The organism is Fictibacillus sp. 5RED26 (genome assembly GCF_015903895.1).
Classification (GTDB): Bacteria; Bacillota; Bacilli; order Bacillales; family Fictibacillaceae; genus Fictibacillus; species Fictibacillus phosphorivorans.
The window spans coordinates 45,617-59,539 of sequence record NZ_JACZDU010000012.1 but is presented as its reverse complement, the minus strand read 5'-3'; the positions used below and the strand labels follow the sequence as shown (position 1 = coordinate 59,539).

16 protein-coding genes and 12 tRNA genes are annotated in these 13,923 nt (G+C 41.1%); 1 reads left to right on the top strand and 27 read right to left on the bottom strand.

The window, feature by feature from the left end:
• Window positions 1–106 precede the first annotated feature (106 nt).
• The 13 genes from IHV10_RS21610 to IHV10_RS21550 all read right to left on the bottom strand — a co-directional run bounded on the left by IHV10_RS21610 (window position 107) and on the right by IHV10_RS21550 (window position 1,910).
• A tRNA-Ile gene (locus IHV10_RS21610) sits at window positions 107–183 on the bottom strand.
• A gap of 11 nt (window positions 184–194) precedes the next feature.
• Window positions 195–268: transfer RNA gene (locus tag IHV10_RS21605), tRNA-Gly, on the bottom strand.
• A gap of 7 nt (window positions 269–275) precedes the next feature.
• Window positions 276–352: transfer RNA gene (locus IHV10_RS21600), tRNA-Pro, on the bottom strand.
• A 10-nt stretch (window positions 353–362) separates the two neighbouring features.
• Window positions 363–439: transfer RNA gene (locus tag IHV10_RS21595), tRNA-Arg, on the bottom strand.
• 35 nt (window positions 440–474) lie between these two features.
• Window positions 475–560: transfer RNA gene (locus tag IHV10_RS21590), tRNA-Leu, on the bottom strand.
• 52 nt (window positions 561–612) lie between these two features.
• Window positions 613–696: transfer RNA gene (locus IHV10_RS21585), tRNA-Leu, on the bottom strand.
• A gap of 15 nt (window positions 697–711) precedes the next feature.
• Window positions 712–787 (bottom strand) — tRNA-Lys (locus tag IHV10_RS21580).
• A 41-nt stretch (window positions 788–828) separates the two neighbouring features.
• Window positions 829–903 (bottom strand) — tRNA-Gln (locus IHV10_RS21575).
• A 15-nt stretch (window positions 904–918) separates the two neighbouring features.
• Window positions 919–994, bottom strand: a tRNA-Asp gene (locus IHV10_RS21570).
• A gap of 34 nt (window positions 995–1,028) precedes the next feature.
• Window positions 1,029–1,103 (bottom strand) — tRNA-Glu (locus IHV10_RS21565).
• 3 nt (window positions 1,104–1,106) lie between these two features.
• A tRNA-Ser gene (locus IHV10_RS21560) sits at window positions 1,107–1,197 on the bottom strand.
• A 3-nt stretch (window positions 1,198–1,200) separates the two neighbouring features.
• Window positions 1,201–1,275 (bottom strand) — tRNA-Asn (locus IHV10_RS21555).
• A 176-nt stretch (window positions 1,276–1,451) separates the two neighbouring features.
• On the bottom strand, window positions 1,452–1,910 hold the full coding sequence (locus tag IHV10_RS21550) for a SprT family protein (RefSeq protein WP_197134387.1): 459 nt from the start codon (window positions 1,908–1,910) through the stop codon (window positions 1,452–1,454).
• A 99-nt stretch (window positions 1,911–2,009) separates the two neighbouring features.
• Between IHV10_RS21550 and cmpA the strand changes: the two genes are divergently transcribed.
• A complete protein-coding gene (gene cmpA / locus IHV10_RS21545; protein WP_137792088.1) occupies window positions 2,010–2,132 on the top strand; it encodes a cortex morphogenetic protein CmpA in 123 nt (40 codons plus the stop codon).
• Between the two features lie 36 nt (window positions 2,133–2,168).
• On the opposite strand, the gene IHV10_RS21540 is transcribed toward cmpA, so the two are convergent.
• From IHV10_RS21540 to acpS, 14 genes are all read right to left on the bottom strand, one after another.
• Entirely contained in the window at window positions 2,169–4,298 is a 2,130-nt protein-coding gene (locus tag IHV10_RS21540; RefSeq protein ID WP_197134397.1) for a Tex family protein, read from the bottom strand.
• A gap of 564 nt (window positions 4,299–4,862) precedes the next feature.
• The gene (locus tag IHV10_RS21535; RefSeq protein ID WP_197134384.1) at window positions 4,863–5,474 is read right to left on the bottom strand and encodes a SpoIIE family protein phosphatase; all 612 of its coding nucleotides are present in this window, start codon (window positions 5,472–5,474) and stop codon (window positions 4,863–4,865) included.
• Window positions 5,471–6,262, bottom strand: a complete 792-nt coding sequence (sigB, locus tag IHV10_RS21530; RefSeq protein WP_066390807.1) for an RNA polymerase sigma factor SigB — start codon at window positions 6,260–6,262, stop codon at window positions 5,471–5,473. The genes IHV10_RS21535 and sigB overlap by 4 nt, the downstream gene beginning before the upstream one ends.
• Entirely contained in the window at window positions 6,228–6,716 is a 489-nt protein-coding gene (gene rsbW / locus IHV10_RS21525) for an anti-sigma B factor RsbW (RefSeq protein ID WP_197134381.1), read from the bottom strand. The genes sigB and rsbW overlap by 35 nt, the downstream gene beginning before the upstream one ends.
• Window positions 6,713–7,045 (bottom strand): STAS domain-containing protein, encoded by a 333-nt coding sequence (locus tag IHV10_RS21520; RefSeq protein WP_191755225.1) that lies wholly within the window; start codon window positions 7,043–7,045, stop codon window positions 6,713–6,715. Before IHV10_RS21520 ends, rsbW begins: the two co-directional genes overlap by 4 nt.
• A gap of 63 nt (window positions 7,046–7,108) precedes the next feature.
• Window positions 7,109–8,116, bottom strand: a complete 1,008-nt coding sequence (locus tag IHV10_RS21515) for a PP2C family protein-serine/threonine phosphatase (RefSeq protein WP_197134378.1) — start codon at window positions 8,114–8,116, stop codon at window positions 7,109–7,111.
• An 11-nt stretch (window positions 8,117–8,127) separates the two neighbouring features.
• Window positions 8,128–8,529, bottom strand: a complete 402-nt coding sequence (locus IHV10_RS21510; protein ID WP_066285716.1) for an anti-sigma regulatory factor — start codon at window positions 8,527–8,529, stop codon at window positions 8,128–8,130.
• A gap of 2 nt (window positions 8,530–8,531) precedes the next feature.
• Window positions 8,532–8,888, bottom strand: coding sequence for an STAS domain-containing protein (locus tag IHV10_RS21505; protein WP_066239455.1), 357 nt, complete (start codon window positions 8,886–8,888; stop codon window positions 8,532–8,534).
• Between the two features lie 17 nt (window positions 8,889–8,905).
• Window positions 8,906–9,724 (bottom strand): STAS domain-containing protein, encoded by an 819-nt coding sequence (locus tag IHV10_RS23040; protein WP_305069395.1) that lies wholly within the window; start codon window positions 9,722–9,724, stop codon window positions 8,906–8,908.
• A gap of 401 nt (window positions 9,725–10,125) precedes the next feature.
• Complete coding sequence (locus IHV10_RS21495; RefSeq protein ID WP_066239453.1) at window positions 10,126–10,476, bottom strand: type II toxin-antitoxin system PemK/MazF family toxin; 351 nt, start codon at window positions 10,474–10,476, stop codon at window positions 10,126–10,128.
• Between the two features lie 3 nt (window positions 10,477–10,479).
• A complete protein-coding gene (locus IHV10_RS21490) occupies window positions 10,480–10,761 on the bottom strand; it encodes a CopG family ribbon-helix-helix protein (RefSeq protein ID WP_066390801.1) in 282 nt (93 codons plus the stop codon).
• Window positions 10,762–10,902: 141 nt separating this feature from the next.
• Window positions 10,903–12,075, bottom strand: a complete 1,173-nt coding sequence (gene alr, locus IHV10_RS21485; RefSeq protein ID WP_197134375.1) for an alanine racemase — start codon at window positions 12,073–12,075, stop codon at window positions 10,903–10,905.
• Between the two features lie 288 nt (window positions 12,076–12,363).
• Complete coding sequence (locus IHV10_RS21480; protein WP_197134371.1) at window positions 12,364–13,371, bottom strand: LolA family protein; 1,008 nt, start codon at window positions 13,369–13,371, stop codon at window positions 12,364–12,366.
• A gap of 126 nt (window positions 13,372–13,497) precedes the next feature.
• Window positions 13,498–13,857 carry a holo-ACP synthase gene (gene acpS, locus IHV10_RS21475; protein WP_197134369.1) on the bottom strand — a complete coding sequence of 120 codons (360 nt, stop codon included), beginning with the start codon at window positions 13,855–13,857 and terminating at the stop codon, window positions 13,498–13,500.
• Window positions 13,858–13,923: the final 66 nt, after the last annotated feature.

Genomic DNA, 13,923 nt, shown 5'->3' with positions numbered 1-13,923 from the left:
TTGTTTGGCTTGTCTTTTTCAGAGACAGCTTTATCATCTTACCGAATGGAAGTTATAAAGTCAAGCACTTTTTTAAAATTCTTTTTTGATCATTTTTACGATCATATGGTGGGCCTAAATGGACTCGAACCATCGACCTCACGCTTATCAGGCGTGCGCTCTAACCAGCTGAGCTATAGGCCCGTAAAAAATAATGGAGCGGGTGATGAGAATCGAACTCACGACCAGAGCTTGGAAGGCTCTTGTTTTACCACTAAACTACACCCGCATAAGTATGGTCGGGAAGACAGGATTTGAACCTGCGACCCCCTGGTCCCAAACCAGGTGCTCTACCAAGCTGAGCCACTTCCCGTAAGTAAATATGGCGCGCCCTGAGAGATTCGAACTCCCGACCTTTTGATTCGTAGTCAAACACTCTATCCAGCTGAGCTAAGGGCGCATATTTAAAATGTATTCTATGTTATAAGTTAAAGTTGGTGCGGTCGAGAGGACTCGAACCTCCACGGGGATACCCCCACTAGCCCCTCAAGCTAGCGCGTCTGCCATTCCGCCACGACCGCGCGGCTAGATGCCAGCGCATGAGCACTGCAACTTATTGAGAAAAAATTAATATGGTGCGGGTGAAGGGACTCGAACCCCCACGTCAAAGACACTAGATCCTAAGTCTAGCGCGTCTGCCAATTCCGCCACACCCGCATATTAATTTGAAAATGGTGAGCCATGAAGGATTCGAACCTTCGACCCTCTGATTAAAAGTCAGATGCTCTACCAACTGAGCTAATGGCTCTCACTGAAGTGTTTTTAAACACTTATCTTAAATAGAAAAAATGGCTGGGCTAGCTGGATTCGAACCAACGCATGTCGCAGTCAAAGTGCGATGCCTTACCGCTTGGCTATAGCCCAACACCTTAGAAATAATGGCGGACCCGACCGGGGTCGAACCGGCGATCTCCTGCGTGACAGGCAGGCATGTTAACCACTACACCACGAGTCCATCAATCTATAGGTATTACTTTTATGAAAGTATATGGTGACCCGTACGGGATTCGAACCCGTGTTACCGCCGTGAAAGGGCGGTGTCTTAACCGCTTGACCAACGGGCCACATGGCAGAGAAGAAGGGATTCGAACCCTCGCACCGCGTTAGCGATCTACACCCTTAGCAGGGGCGCCCCTTGAGCCACTTGGGTACTTCTCTGTATGGCTCCACAGGTAGGACTCGAACCTACGACCGATCGGTTAACAGCCGATAGCTCTACCACTGAGCTACTGTGGAATGTCTTTTAAGGACAATTAATATCATAATCGTTTTCGTCTCAGATGTCAACTAGTTTTAGAAGTTTTTTCTGAGCCGCTTTCGCTATAGTATACCTGCTTTTAAATGCTATGTAATAGGTATGTCTAACAGCGACTTTATTAAATTACCACATACTTAATATCGAAGTCAACACCCTATTTTAAAGAAACCTGTTTTAATTTCCCCCTACACTTTCCGCACACATATCTTTTCGTATCAATTTGCCTTTTTCTCTTATATGACTGCATACAGTTTGTGCACATGTAGGCGTATTTATAACTCTCTGTTCTTCTTTTTTCCGGGATGGATTGACAGTATCGAGAGCCACCTACTTTATTAAGCCAAAATTTGAAGTCATCATCACCGTGTTTATATCCTCTACCTTCAATGTGCATATGATAGTGCACGAGCTCATGCTTAATGACCCCGATCAATTCTTCCATACCGAATGCCTCATATAGATGAGGATTCATCTCTATATCATGGGACCGTAAAAGATAACGTCCTCCTGTAGTGCGCAGCCTTCTATTGAATCTCGCTTGGTGGCGAAATGTTTTTTTGAAGCACTGAATAGAGATTTCCTCAGTTAGCTTCTGCAATTCTTCATTCGTCATGGTCAAGCTCCTTACATTTCAAGTTCACATCAACAAGCTCCTATACATAGACTAATACACAAATAACGGATTGGGAAGAAGTTCAAGGAGGTTCTCTATATGCCAACATGGTTTAAAAGACAGCTCCGTCGTGCTTATTATCAAAAAGACCGTTACCAAATCCGCTTACTTAATCAATGCTGGTTCTTTTATAACAAAAAACACTCCTCCAGTGAAGAGTAATCCACTGGAGAAGTGCTTCATCTTGAGTTGTATCCTTTATTTAGGTGCGATCATCGTTAGAGCGATTCGCTGTTTCGCTACATCTACAGAATCTACCCATACCGTTACGACTTGCCCTACACTTACTACGTCCATCGGATTTTTCACAAACCGATCGGTAAGTTTAGAAATGTGAACAAGCCCGTCCTGTTTGACGCCTATATCGACAAATGCACCAAAATCTACAACGTTTCGAACGGTCCCTTGCAGCTCCATTCCTTGTGACAAGTCCTCCATCTTAAGAACATCTGTTTTTAGGACTGGGCCAGAGAAAGCATCACGAGGATCTCGACCAGGTTTCATGAGCCCTTCGATTATATCCTTTAATGTTGGGACGCCGATATCTAATTTTTCTGATGTCGCTTCAAGTGAAAGTGATTTTAACTTTTCCGCAAGAGCATCAGAGCCTATATCAGCTGGCTTGAATCCAAGCTCCTTCAATAAAGCTTTCGTTGCAGGATAGCTCTCTGGGTGAATACCCGTCTGATCAAGCGGTTGATCTCCGTCTACTACACGTAAAAACCCGATACATTGCTCATACGTTTTTGCACCAAGACGAGGAATTTTCTTTAGTTCTGTTCTATTTTTGAACTTTCCTACCTCGTTTCGTTTGACGATAATGTTTTGCGCAACGGTTTTGGACAACCCTGATACGTATTGAAGAAGAGATGATGACGCCGTATTTACATTAACACCAACTTGGTTAACCGCGGTTTCAACAACAAATGAAATTTCTTCACCAAGTCTTTTTTGAGAAACATCATGCTGATACTGGCCAACTCCGATAGATTTTGGATCGATTTTTACAAGCTCGGCCAATGGGTCTTGAAGTCTTCGCGCAATGGATACCGCGCTTCTTTCTTCAACTTGAAGGTCAGGGAATTCCTCTCGAGCGACCGTGGATGCGGAATATACACTCGCTCCCGCTTCGTTAACAATCACATATGCTACCGATCTCTCTAAGTCCTTTAACGTCTCTGCGATAAACTGTTCTGTTTCGCGTGATGCCGTACCGTTTCCGATTGCAACGATCTCGATATCATATTGGTCGATTAGTTTCTTCACGATTGCTGCCGATTTTTCTACCTCTGATCGAGGCGGTGTCGGATAGATCGTCTGAATATGAAGCACTTTCCCGGTTTCATCTACTACACCTAGTTTGCAACCCGTTCGGTAAGCGGGGTCAACACCTAGAACAACTTTTCCTTTTAGAGGTGCTTGTAATAGAAGACTTCTTACATTTTCAGAAAAAATATGAATCGCACGCTCTTCCGCTTGTTCGGTTAATGCCGCGCGAATTTCTCGTTCGATGGAAGGTGCAATCAATCGTTTATACGCATCTTCAATCGCTTCTATAATAAAAGGTGCAGCTGGTGAGCTCGAGCGTTTCACTACTTTTCTCTCCATCTTTGAAACGATCAGTTCGGAAGGAGCAGCGATACCTACTCTTAAAATGTTTTCTTTCTCCCCACGATTGGTGGCCAAAACACGATGGGGAACAATCTTACGGATGGGTTCTTGATATTCGTAGTACATTTCGAACACTTTCTTCTCATCCAATTCCGTTTTCTTACCATCTGTTTTGATCTCACCTTTTGAAAATGTGTCTTCCCGGATCCATTTTCGCATATCAGCATCGTCAGACAGCATTTCAGCGATGATATCTTTGGCACCTGTCAATGCATCATCAGCAGAATGCACTTCTTTTTCTTCATTTATGTATGCCGCGGCTTCTGTTAGTGGGTCATCATTTCTTTGCTCTAAAAGCCATAAAGCTAGCGGTTCGAGACCTTTTTCTTTCGCTACAGTCGCTTTCGTTCTTCTCTTTTGTTTATATGGACGATAGATATCTTCTAGATCTTGAAGCTTTTGGGCTTTTGCAATTGCTGCTGTTAATTCTTCAGTCAGTTTTCCTTGTTCTTCTATTAAACGAAGGATTTCCTCTTTACGTGAAGCTAAGTTTTGCAGATATGTCCATCGGTCCATAATGTCTTTGATCTGTACTTCATCTAAACCACCCGTTAATTCTTTTCGATAACGCGCGATAAACGGGACCGTGTTCCCTTCTTCTAAAAGAGCAATAACCTGGTTGATTTGTTTTCCTTTTACGTTCAATTCTGTTTCCATTGTTTTCAACGCTTGTTCACTAATAGGTTGTCCCAATAAGAACACTCCTTTTTCAATCAATTAGTACTATTATAAACCAATGAAGTGGTGGCGTAAAAATTGCATTGGTTATTTCTGAGTTTGTAGACCACTTTCTTGTAAGTGGATGATTTCCATTTCAGGTTGCTCGCTTTCCGCGGGGCAGGCGGTGAGCCACATTTGTACGTTTCACTCTTAAGTGTCTCACCTGGGTAGTTGCGGTGGCTAGCCCCTCGAGGTCAAAAGGTGAACGGTCAATAAGGCAAAATGCGCCTTCCTAGCCCATTCACCTTTTGCTTGTCGGGGCTGGACGAGCCACATCCACTTCAAGGGCGGCCCACCTTTAGAAGTTCCTTGCTCCTGCGTCTAAAAGTTAATTCTCCTTAGTAAGCTTCCTCGTCGCATGCCTTGCAAGAAGTATCTCATGTGGCTGGCACGCACCTTCCATTCCAATCAACTGTCAAAGTAGACGAGGATTTAAAAGCAACAATCTTTTAGAAATCCAAAACAAAAAACACCACCCTACAAACTAATGAAGGTGATGTTTTACGAAATCAAATTTATTTGTCCGACGAGACAAGTTGCATCGTCATTGATGTCTTGAGGCAATCCACTAATATAGAGGACCGACTCTTTTGGTGATATCATTTTCGTTAACAACGAACGGCTTTGTGTATGAATATCCATACCATCGGAATAAAGCATCAGAGTTAACTCTTTCTCGAATTTAAAGTCTTGTACTTTAAACTTTTCAGGCTTTCCTGCAAGAAACCCGACTTTCGGTAAAGGGTGTATCGCTCTTTGTCTTTCAGCAGAGATCATAAAACGGATGTTACCAACTCCTGAATAAGTAGCTGTATGATTATGATAATCGACTTTAACGATGGCAATCACGGCCCCACGAGTATGTCTAAGCCCTTCATTACAAAGATGCATTAATCCCTCGACAGTTTCATGATGATTTTGATCGATAATATCAGTAGCGGCCCCAGAAGCTTCTTTCGCCATCTTACCGCTCCCTAGACCATCCGCCACTGCACAAATCAAATAATCTTCCGTTTCTTTCACATAAAAACTATCTCCGCAAAGATCATTTCCCTTTTTCGGTTTTTGATAAGAGGAAACAGATGCCTTGCTAAACTGATAGTGTTCGATCATCTAAGAGCCTCCGAAGGTGATACACGCAACGCTTCTTTTAGCTTTTCAAGTGCTCGTCGTTGAAGTCGTGACACATGCATTTGAGAGATATCTAAACGTTCTCCCGTTTCCTTTTGGCTTAAATTCTCGAAATACGTACATTGAAGAATTTCGCGTTCGCGTTCAGAAAGAACAGCAAAAGCTTTCTCCAAAAGCATCCTTTTATCAATCTGATCAAAACCAACATCATTGGAACCAACTAGATCGAGTAATGTAACCGTACTTCCTTCTTGATCAGCTTCAATAGAACTATCCACGGATAGAGCTTGATAACTTTTGCCCATCTCCATCGTCTCTAGAACTTCTTCTTCAGAAACTTCTAGATACTCTGCAATTTCAAAGATTTTCGGTGATCTCTGTAAACGCGTAGTTAGTTCTTCCACGGCTTTCTTGATTCTTGGTCCTAGTTCCTTAATTCGACGAGGTACGTGGACACTCCATGTTTTATCACGGATAAAACGTTTGATCTCCCCAACGATTGTTGGAACAGCAAATGATTCAAATGATCTTCCGAACGTTTTGTCGTACCTTCTAAAAGCGGCAAGCAATCCAATCATACCGACTTGTACTAAATCGTCATGGATACTTTTGCCTTTAGAAAACTTCCGAGCTAGTGAATGAACTAAGTCTTGATACTGCAACACAAGGTTAGTCTGAATCTCTTCATTCTTCGGGTCTTGCTGCAGTTCATCAATCCAAGCATAGACTTGTTCTTTACTGTGAAGGCGCTGGTGAGATTCTGTCGACATGTTCCTCCACCTCATCTCTGTGAAGATACTTCGTCATCATTACAACGACACCGGCTTCACTGCTTATTTCTACCTTGTCCATTAATGTGTCTATCAGAAAGAGGCCTAAACCTCCCTCATGCAGTTGATCAACTGATTTACCATCTACAGGGCCAAGATTTTTTGAGATAGATTCGACGTCAAAGCTTTTTCCTTGGTCGACAACCGTAATTTCCATGCGGTCATCATATATATTACAGCCAATACGAACTTGGCCTTTGTCTTCATCGGTATCAGTATAGGCATGATTTACAACGTTAGTCACAGCTTCTGATACTGCAATCTTGATATCTTCAATTTCGTCAAACGCAAAACCCATGCGGTTTGCCAAGCCTGAAATCGTTAGCCTGACGACGCCCACATAATCCGGTTTTGCAGGGACCTTCATTTCAATATAGTCGGACGCTGTTCTCATAGCGCCTCCCCCTTTACTCCACTTTCAATATCCATTACTTCTGTTAATCCAGTAATTTCAAAAATGCGCTTAACGCGTTCTGTCATGCCTCTTAATTTTAAAGAGCTGCTATTTGCTTTGGAAGATTTTAAAGCTCCCACGAAAATACCTAGCCCTGTGCTGTCCATATATTCAATTCCAGAAAGATCTACAATTACGATGTTTCCTTTTGTCTCTGTTAATGGAAGCATCACTTCTTTTAACTTAGGAGCCGTATAAGCATCGACTTCTCCTGTTAGCTTTAATTCGTATGTTTCATTTATTTGATCTTGATTTATTTGCAAATTCATTTTATTTCCCCCCAAGCTTTGTATGGAACCATATAAGGTACCTTTACCCTAATCAAATACTGATTAAACCAGTCGTTTTAAAATAATTAAAGTAAAATCATCTCTGAGCTCAAAGCCTTGAAGGCGATCAAGCTCCTGAAATACATTCTCAACAATCTTTTGAGAGGGCAGATCCATATATTTACGAATAAGAGAAACAACTTCTTCTCTTTCGATGAATCCTTTGCTCGTTCTGCACTCAGTCACTCCGTCTGACAGAAGGATCACCATGTCTCCCACTTCTATCATCTTTTCGTAAGGATGGTAGGTGGTTGTTCTGGATACGCCGAGTACAAGACCTTTTGCGATCAAGTCCTGAAACTCGTCTTCCTTTGCGTGATAGAAAAAGCCTGGTTCATGACCAGCACCCGCATAGTAAAACTTATGACTTTCTGGTTCATATACCCCATGAAACATGGTGATGAACATGTTGCTATGAACGTTTTGTTCCACAACACGGTTTAAGTTTTCTAAAAGCAGATGAGGCTTCATCTGTTCTTCAGGCAAACTGTCCATCGCGTATTTAATCATAGACATACACAGTGCAGCGGGTATGCCTTTACCAATGATGTCTGCTACTGCAACACTTAAACTGTTTCCGCTCTTAACAAAATTATAATAATCACCATTCATTTTTTTCGCTGGAACACTGACAACCCCTATGTCCAACTGATCAAATCCTGGGACATCACTGAGCAGTAACGTTTGCTGCATGCTTGCGGCAACTTCAATCTCTGATTCAAGCTGTTGTTGCTTATCACGTAAGCTTTGATGCTCACGATAAGCAAATCCGTAGCCGATCATCGCTTCGAGCAGAAAGTCAAAAGAATCTCTCATTTCTTCAGACATATCCGGAAACAGCTGATCCATCACTTGAATGTGTAAACTGACAAGATCTTCTGGTGATATCTGCTGTTCTAATAACTTCCTGCTGAATTGTTGCCCTTTATAGAGGGTCGTCTCTGTTTTAGCTTTTAGATAGACCGATAATAAATCTTGGTAACGTTCCGTTAGTGCGTCTTTTGCAGTCAAGAGCTCTCCTCCTAACGAAGCCATTTAGTAGCTGATATCTCCGTTCCCACATCAACTGTGGATTCGATTGAGAATTCATCCATTAAACGCTTCACGCCTGGTAACCCAGCTCCTAATCCGCCAGAAGTGGTATATCCATCTTCCATAACTTTTCGGATCTCTCGAATTCCAGGACCATTATCTAAGGCTACGATTCGCAGTCCTTTTCTTCCTAATTGATCGATTGGTTCAATGCAAATCTTACCTCGTCCCGCATATAAGTAGATATTACGAGCGAGTTCAGATATCGCTGTTGTTATTCTTGCTTGATCAACGTTTCCGAAACCTAACTCTTTCGCCATGTTTCTTCCAAGTTGACGGGCACTTACGATGTCCCACTCGTTGCGTACTTCCACACAGGATTGGATGTCCATAGTCATCCCTCCAGTTCCAGACGCAATTTATCAAGCCCCTGTTCTAAGTCAAGTGCTGTCGAAACTTCCCTCATTGAAATTCCAAGGTCAATTAAAGTAATAGCAACTGCCGGTTGTATTCCTGTTAATACAACTTGAGCTCCCATTAATTTTGACATCCTCACTACATCTCCAAGAACCTTAGCTATAAAGGAGTCGATCATGTCTACTGACGTTAGGTCAATAACAACTCCTTTCGCACCTGTATCGTGAATTTTATTTAGTAAGTCTTCTTGAAATTGAAGAGCTGTCTGATCATCCATCTCTACTTGAATGGTGATCAGTAAATATTCGTGCAATTTTAAAATAGGAATTCTCATTTTTTTACTCTCACTCCCTATTTATTGCTAATTAACTGCTGATTTGTGATTTCCAGAGCGTTTTCCATACCCTTTTGAAGCGTACTTTTCGTCGGGAACAGACTTAGATCAATTCCTAAGCTTACGATCGTTTGTGCAATTTCAGGACGTATTCCTACTAGGATACACGTAGAACCTAATAACCTCACAGCATCTGCTGCTTGAATAATATGATGAGCAACCATCGTATCAACGACCGGTACTCCCGTAATATCGATCAATACCACTTCCGAGCGATACTTGATCACTCCGTTTAAAAGGTTTTCCATAATCAGCTTCGCACGCTCTGTATCAATCGATCCGATAAGAGGCATAACACTGATATTTTTGAACACTGGGATTAATGGAGCAGAAAGCTCTAATAAAGCCGTTTTTTGAACGGATACGGTTCTCTCCCAAATCTGAGAGGAGTTTTCAACAACGCGATTTAAAATCGGATCTAACCAGCGATCGATCTCACGGTATACAGCCGATACCTTCTCTTTGTCGTTTTCCGTTTCCACTAAAAGATTTAAAACGACACGACGTGCCGCTTGAAGTCCTTGTGTTAAATAACTTAATGGTAAACCTGTATGAAGAACTTGATCAAAAAAATCATCAAGTGTTCCGTCTTTAGAAATATCGTGAAAATTAATGTGCTTAATTAACATAGCAAAAAACTGTTGGTCCGTTTCTTCACTAAACTTTAAAGTTGTTCCAATCAGTTCTTTTTCTTTAAAAAGCTTAACTTCTTTAAGCCAATTATTTTTTAGGGTTTCTTGATTTTCATTGATCATCTGTACAATCAAGTTGTCCAATTTTTCTTGCACCCCCACTACATGTAGTCTCAATTCTATTATTTCACTTCTGAATATATTGTGCAATGTTTACTCTTTTACTAGCTTTGGATATATAACCCAAGATTCAAAAAGCTAAACATGTATTTTTTTACAAAAATATTTAAATAGTATTCGTATACTTGTTCCCATTAAAAGGGGTTCATTCCTTGCTGAGTCAGAGAATGAGTAATATGAACCTTAAAACTTAAAGTTTATCTTCTTTCATTAAAATACCTGATAACGCTCTAAACACCTTATGAATCCTTTTTGCATAATAGGAAAATTGTACCTAGTGTTCCAACTATCCTTTTAACTTCCGTAAAAAAATAAAAAACCGCCAGACATCCCCGTCAGACAGTTTCCTAAATGATGTTATAAAGTTAAAAATCAACCAGACCAGTACTGATCTGCAATGCGTCGTCTACCCTGCGCATCATGTCTTCATCCAGTTGTGTTATTTTATCTGTTAATCTTTGCTTGTCAATCGTCCTGATCTGTTCAAGCAAAATAACTGAATCCCGTTCAAAGCCGTATTTTTTCGAATCTATTTCAACGTGTGTTGGAAGTTTAGCTTTCTGAATTTGAGCTGTGATTGCTGCAACGATAACAGTAGGGCTAAAACGGTTCCCGATATCATTCTGTATAATCAGGACAGGACGAATTCCGCCTTGTTCTGATCCAACTACCGGTGAAAGATCTGCAAAGTAAACGTCTCCGCGTTTGACTATCAAGGACTACACCCCGCTAACTAAGCGGTCCAAGGTATGATCGGCTTCCTCCTCTAACATAAATGCTTCTGAAGCAATCGTTAGATTGATCTTAGCCATTTCCATGTAACCTTGTTTCATCTCATCACGAAACTGACGCTTATTCTTCCGCTCACGAAGAAACATCTCAGTAGCTTGATGGATAAATTCGCTGCGGTCCAAATTTTCTTTTTTTATGACGCGATCTACCTCACTTAGTAATTTCTGAGGAAGACTAATCACTATTCGTTTTGTGTTCAATTCGGACACAACATACACCTCCAGCGCAAAGCTATACTACGATCAAATTCCTTTTAACCACATTTAATCTTATCACTTCAATAATCCATTTGCAAAGCGATTTCAAAGTATTTATTCTACAAAATTTTTAATAGTCCTTCTAATATTCTGCTAAAAATTTAGAATTACATTCATATTTTCTAAAATTCGACCCTTTTTTGTATAAACTCTCGGCACTCGAGCAGAAATGAGGCACGGAATTTCATAATTTATCGTATTTGCGATACGCGCGATCTCATCCATTTCTATTCTCTCTGACTGCTGATTTCCTATTAAAGTAGCAACTTCACCAACATCTAGTCTCTTTGGCAGCCTAACCATACATTGATCCATACAGATTCTGCCGATGATCGGCATTCGTTCCCCCTTTATAAGCACCGAAGCTCCTGGGGAAAATCTTCTTTGCCAGCCGTCCGCATAGCCGATTGGAAGTGTACCTACCCACTCCTCTTTTGTTGCTGTATAAGTAGCTCCATAGCTTACAGTATCCCCAGGCATCAGTTTTTTAACATGAATGAGCTGAGAGTGCAGACTGAACGCCTCTTGGAGCGGAAAAGGCAAGTCTTGTTTTAATTCGTTAGATGGCGCCAATCCATACATACTGATTCCGAGTCGAACCAGATTGAACGGCCCTTCTACTTTTCTAAGAGCCGCAGCGCTATTGGCACTGTGAATGAGAGCCGGATTCAATCCCCATGTGTTAAGCAAGTCTATATATTTAATAAAGCTCTTTCTCTGTTTCTCAAAAAGTTCTGATTCCCATTCGTCTGCTGTTGCAAAATGGGTAAAGACACCTTCTGCTTCAAACGTAGATGATTGTTTGATGAAGTGCGCTACTTCTCGCAACTCACTTTCTTCTCTAAACCCTACTCGCCCCATACCGGTGTCGATCTTCAGATGAACCTTCACACGGTGATTTGTGTCTTTAATATATGGTTCGGCATCAATCAGCCATTTTTTTTGAAAGACGGTAAGGCTTAATTCATTTTCTGCCGCAAGATTAGCATATTCGGGTCTTACCCGGTTCATAACTAAAATCGGTGCTGAGATTCCTTGTTTACGTAAAGCTAATCCTTCATCGAGCATCGCTACAGCAAGCCACTCTGCTCCAGACCTCAAAGCTTCTTCTGCAATTTGAAAAGCGCCATGGCCATAACCATTTGCTTTTACAACAGCCATAATCTTTTGATCAGGGAGATGTTTCTTAAATGATTCTACATTTTGACTGATCTTGTCTAAGTCAATTTCCGCCCACGTGTCTCGATAATAATGATGTTTATCCATGATGTTTGCCTCCCTGTTTAGATTGCTGCCTTCTATTTTACCCTCTTAGCGTGATTTATGTAAGCATCCTAACGCTTCAATCCACAAATATGTATGTACAATCAAAAAGTTTTGAGGATTTATCAACGAGTTTTTGTTCTCAGTCCAAAAGTTTTGCTACTTTATCCACGAGTCTACAATCCTCGACAATGTAAACACTAGCCGCTACCTCTAATACCTTACAATCAAATAAAAACAGGCTAGCATCATCGCCAGCCTGTTTTCCTATTAGTATATATAATGTAGAAATTATTTAATCGCCTCTCCGCTCACTGAGCGGGCAATCGCCATCAACTCTTCTTCACCGAGGTTATTAGAGACAAGCAAGTAATCCACACCGTTAAAATTCCATGTAATCGATTGATCTGTCATCGCGCCAACAGTAAAACCTAGATCAACAGGTTCACCACTAGACATTGTGAGACGGGAAGCTGTTTCAACAGCTGTGTTTTTCTGCTGCATCAATGTAAAAGATTTGTCTTCATCAGCATAGTTTAATACCACTTTGGAATCATCTTCGCCTTCTGCGACTTCTCTTTCATTTACGATGTTCAAGTTAGCTGTATAAGTCGGATACAGCACCTCGAACTCTTCTCCAGCACCAGAGAATGTAGGTACTTCAAATTGAGCACTGCTCATGTTTGATTCCATATCAAAAGCGTTCTTATCAAATTTTGCGTTAAACTTAACTTTTGAGAAATCCAGTCTTACAAGCTCTTTTTGGTCTTGATCCATAATTCGCACTTGTTGAGGATCCAGATCTTTATTTAGTGTAATCTCCTGCTGATATAGATTTTTGTTTTGGTAATTAGTTTTTGTATGGAAAACATAGCTTTTCTCTTTTGATTTAAATCCTCTGTCCGTATCGTTCAAGATGTCCGAAATGAGTGATTGGAACAAATAAACTTGGCTGTTATTTTCTGGCCAGTCACTTTGGAATCGGAAACTTTTATTCAGAGCTGGCGTAAGAACGAAAACTCCATCTTTGTTACGCAGTATCATCTGACTTTGATCTTTTTCAGCATTTTTTAAGCTGACTCGATAAAAATCGGGCTTCTTATGCCAAATTTCTAAATCGTAAGTCAGTGGCTTCTCTCCTGTGCTCAAAGTCATCTTGGCTTCAGCTTTGTAGCCTGTCATGGATTCCATTCTTTCTTCCAAGGAATCTAAAACATCGTTCTGGCTTTGTGCACCACATGCCGACAGAACCAATACGATCATGAACGCCGTCAACATCATTGACAGTGTTTTCTTCATTTTTTGCCATCCCCTTTGTCCCAAAGTAATTTCGACATTGAAGGGGGACCAACTCTCTGCACCTTGCAAAGGACTACCCCTTCTACCGCATTACAATATATGAGACAACCCTGGACAATATGCAGACTAGCTTGACGAGCTTTCTAAAACCACTTGTGCAATCGCGTATTCTTTCGTATGAGAGATAGAGAGATGGCATAAATATGGGTAAGGGGATGTAAGAAAGGGCTTACCTTTTTCATCCGATTTAATTTCCATGTCCTGCCACGAAAGTTCAGCGCCGATTCCAACACCGAGCGCTTTAGCCATTGCTTCTTTTGCTGCAAAACGTCCCGCAAGATATTCAAATCTTCTGTTCCCATTTAAAGACTGAAACCTTTTTTGTTCGAACGGCGTTAACACACGCTCCAGAAAACGAGGTTGATGGGAAACCACTTGTTTGATTCGTTTTAGTTCGATCATATCGATGCCTGTTCCTACAATCATTAAATAAAAGCTCCTTTACAGCTATATCTTTCGCCCTATCTACCATCACATGGTAAACTTAAGAAA

Coding starts and splice junctions, on each gene's coding strand:
- IHV10_RS21550 (WP_197134387.1), bottom strand. CDS start 1,910: ATGACGAATGAAGAATTGCAGAAGCTAACTGAGGAAATCTCTATTCAG.
- cmpA (WP_137792088.1), top strand. CDS start 2,010: ATGCCAACATGGTTTAAAAGACAGCTCCGTCGTGCTTATTATCAAAAA.
- IHV10_RS21540 (WP_197134397.1), bottom strand. CDS start 4,298: ATGGAAACAGAATTGAACGTAAAAGGAAAACAAATCAACCAGGTTATT.
- IHV10_RS21535 (WP_197134384.1), bottom strand. CDS start 5,474: ATGATCGAACACTATCAGTTTAGCAAGGCATCTGTTTCCTCTTATCAA.
- sigB (WP_066390807.1), bottom strand. CDS start 6,262: ATGTCGACAGAATCTCACCAGCGCCTTCACAGTAAAGAACAAGTCTAT.
- rsbW (WP_197134381.1), bottom strand. CDS start 6,716: ATGAGAACAGCGTCCGACTATATTGAAATGAAGGTCCCTGCAAAACCG.
- IHV10_RS21520 (WP_191755225.1), bottom strand. CDS start 7,045: ATGAATTTGCAAATAAATCAAGATCAAATAAATGAAACATACGAATTA.
- IHV10_RS21510 (WP_066285716.1), bottom strand. CDS start 8,529: ATGGACATCCAATCCTGTGTGGAAGTACGCAACGAGTGGGACATCGTA.
- IHV10_RS21505 (WP_066239455.1), bottom strand. CDS start 8,888: ATGAGAATTCCTATTTTAAAATTGCACGAATATTTACTGATCACCATT.
- alr (WP_197134375.1), bottom strand. CDS start 12,075: ATGGATAAACATCATTATTATCGAGACACGTGGGCGGAAATTGACTTA.
- IHV10_RS21480 (WP_197134371.1), bottom strand. CDS start 13,371: ATGAAGAAAACACTGTCAATGATGTTGACGGCGTTCATGATCGTATTG.
- acpS (WP_197134369.1), bottom strand. CDS start 13,857: ATGATTGTAGGAACAGGCATCGATATGATCGAACTAAAACGAATCAAA.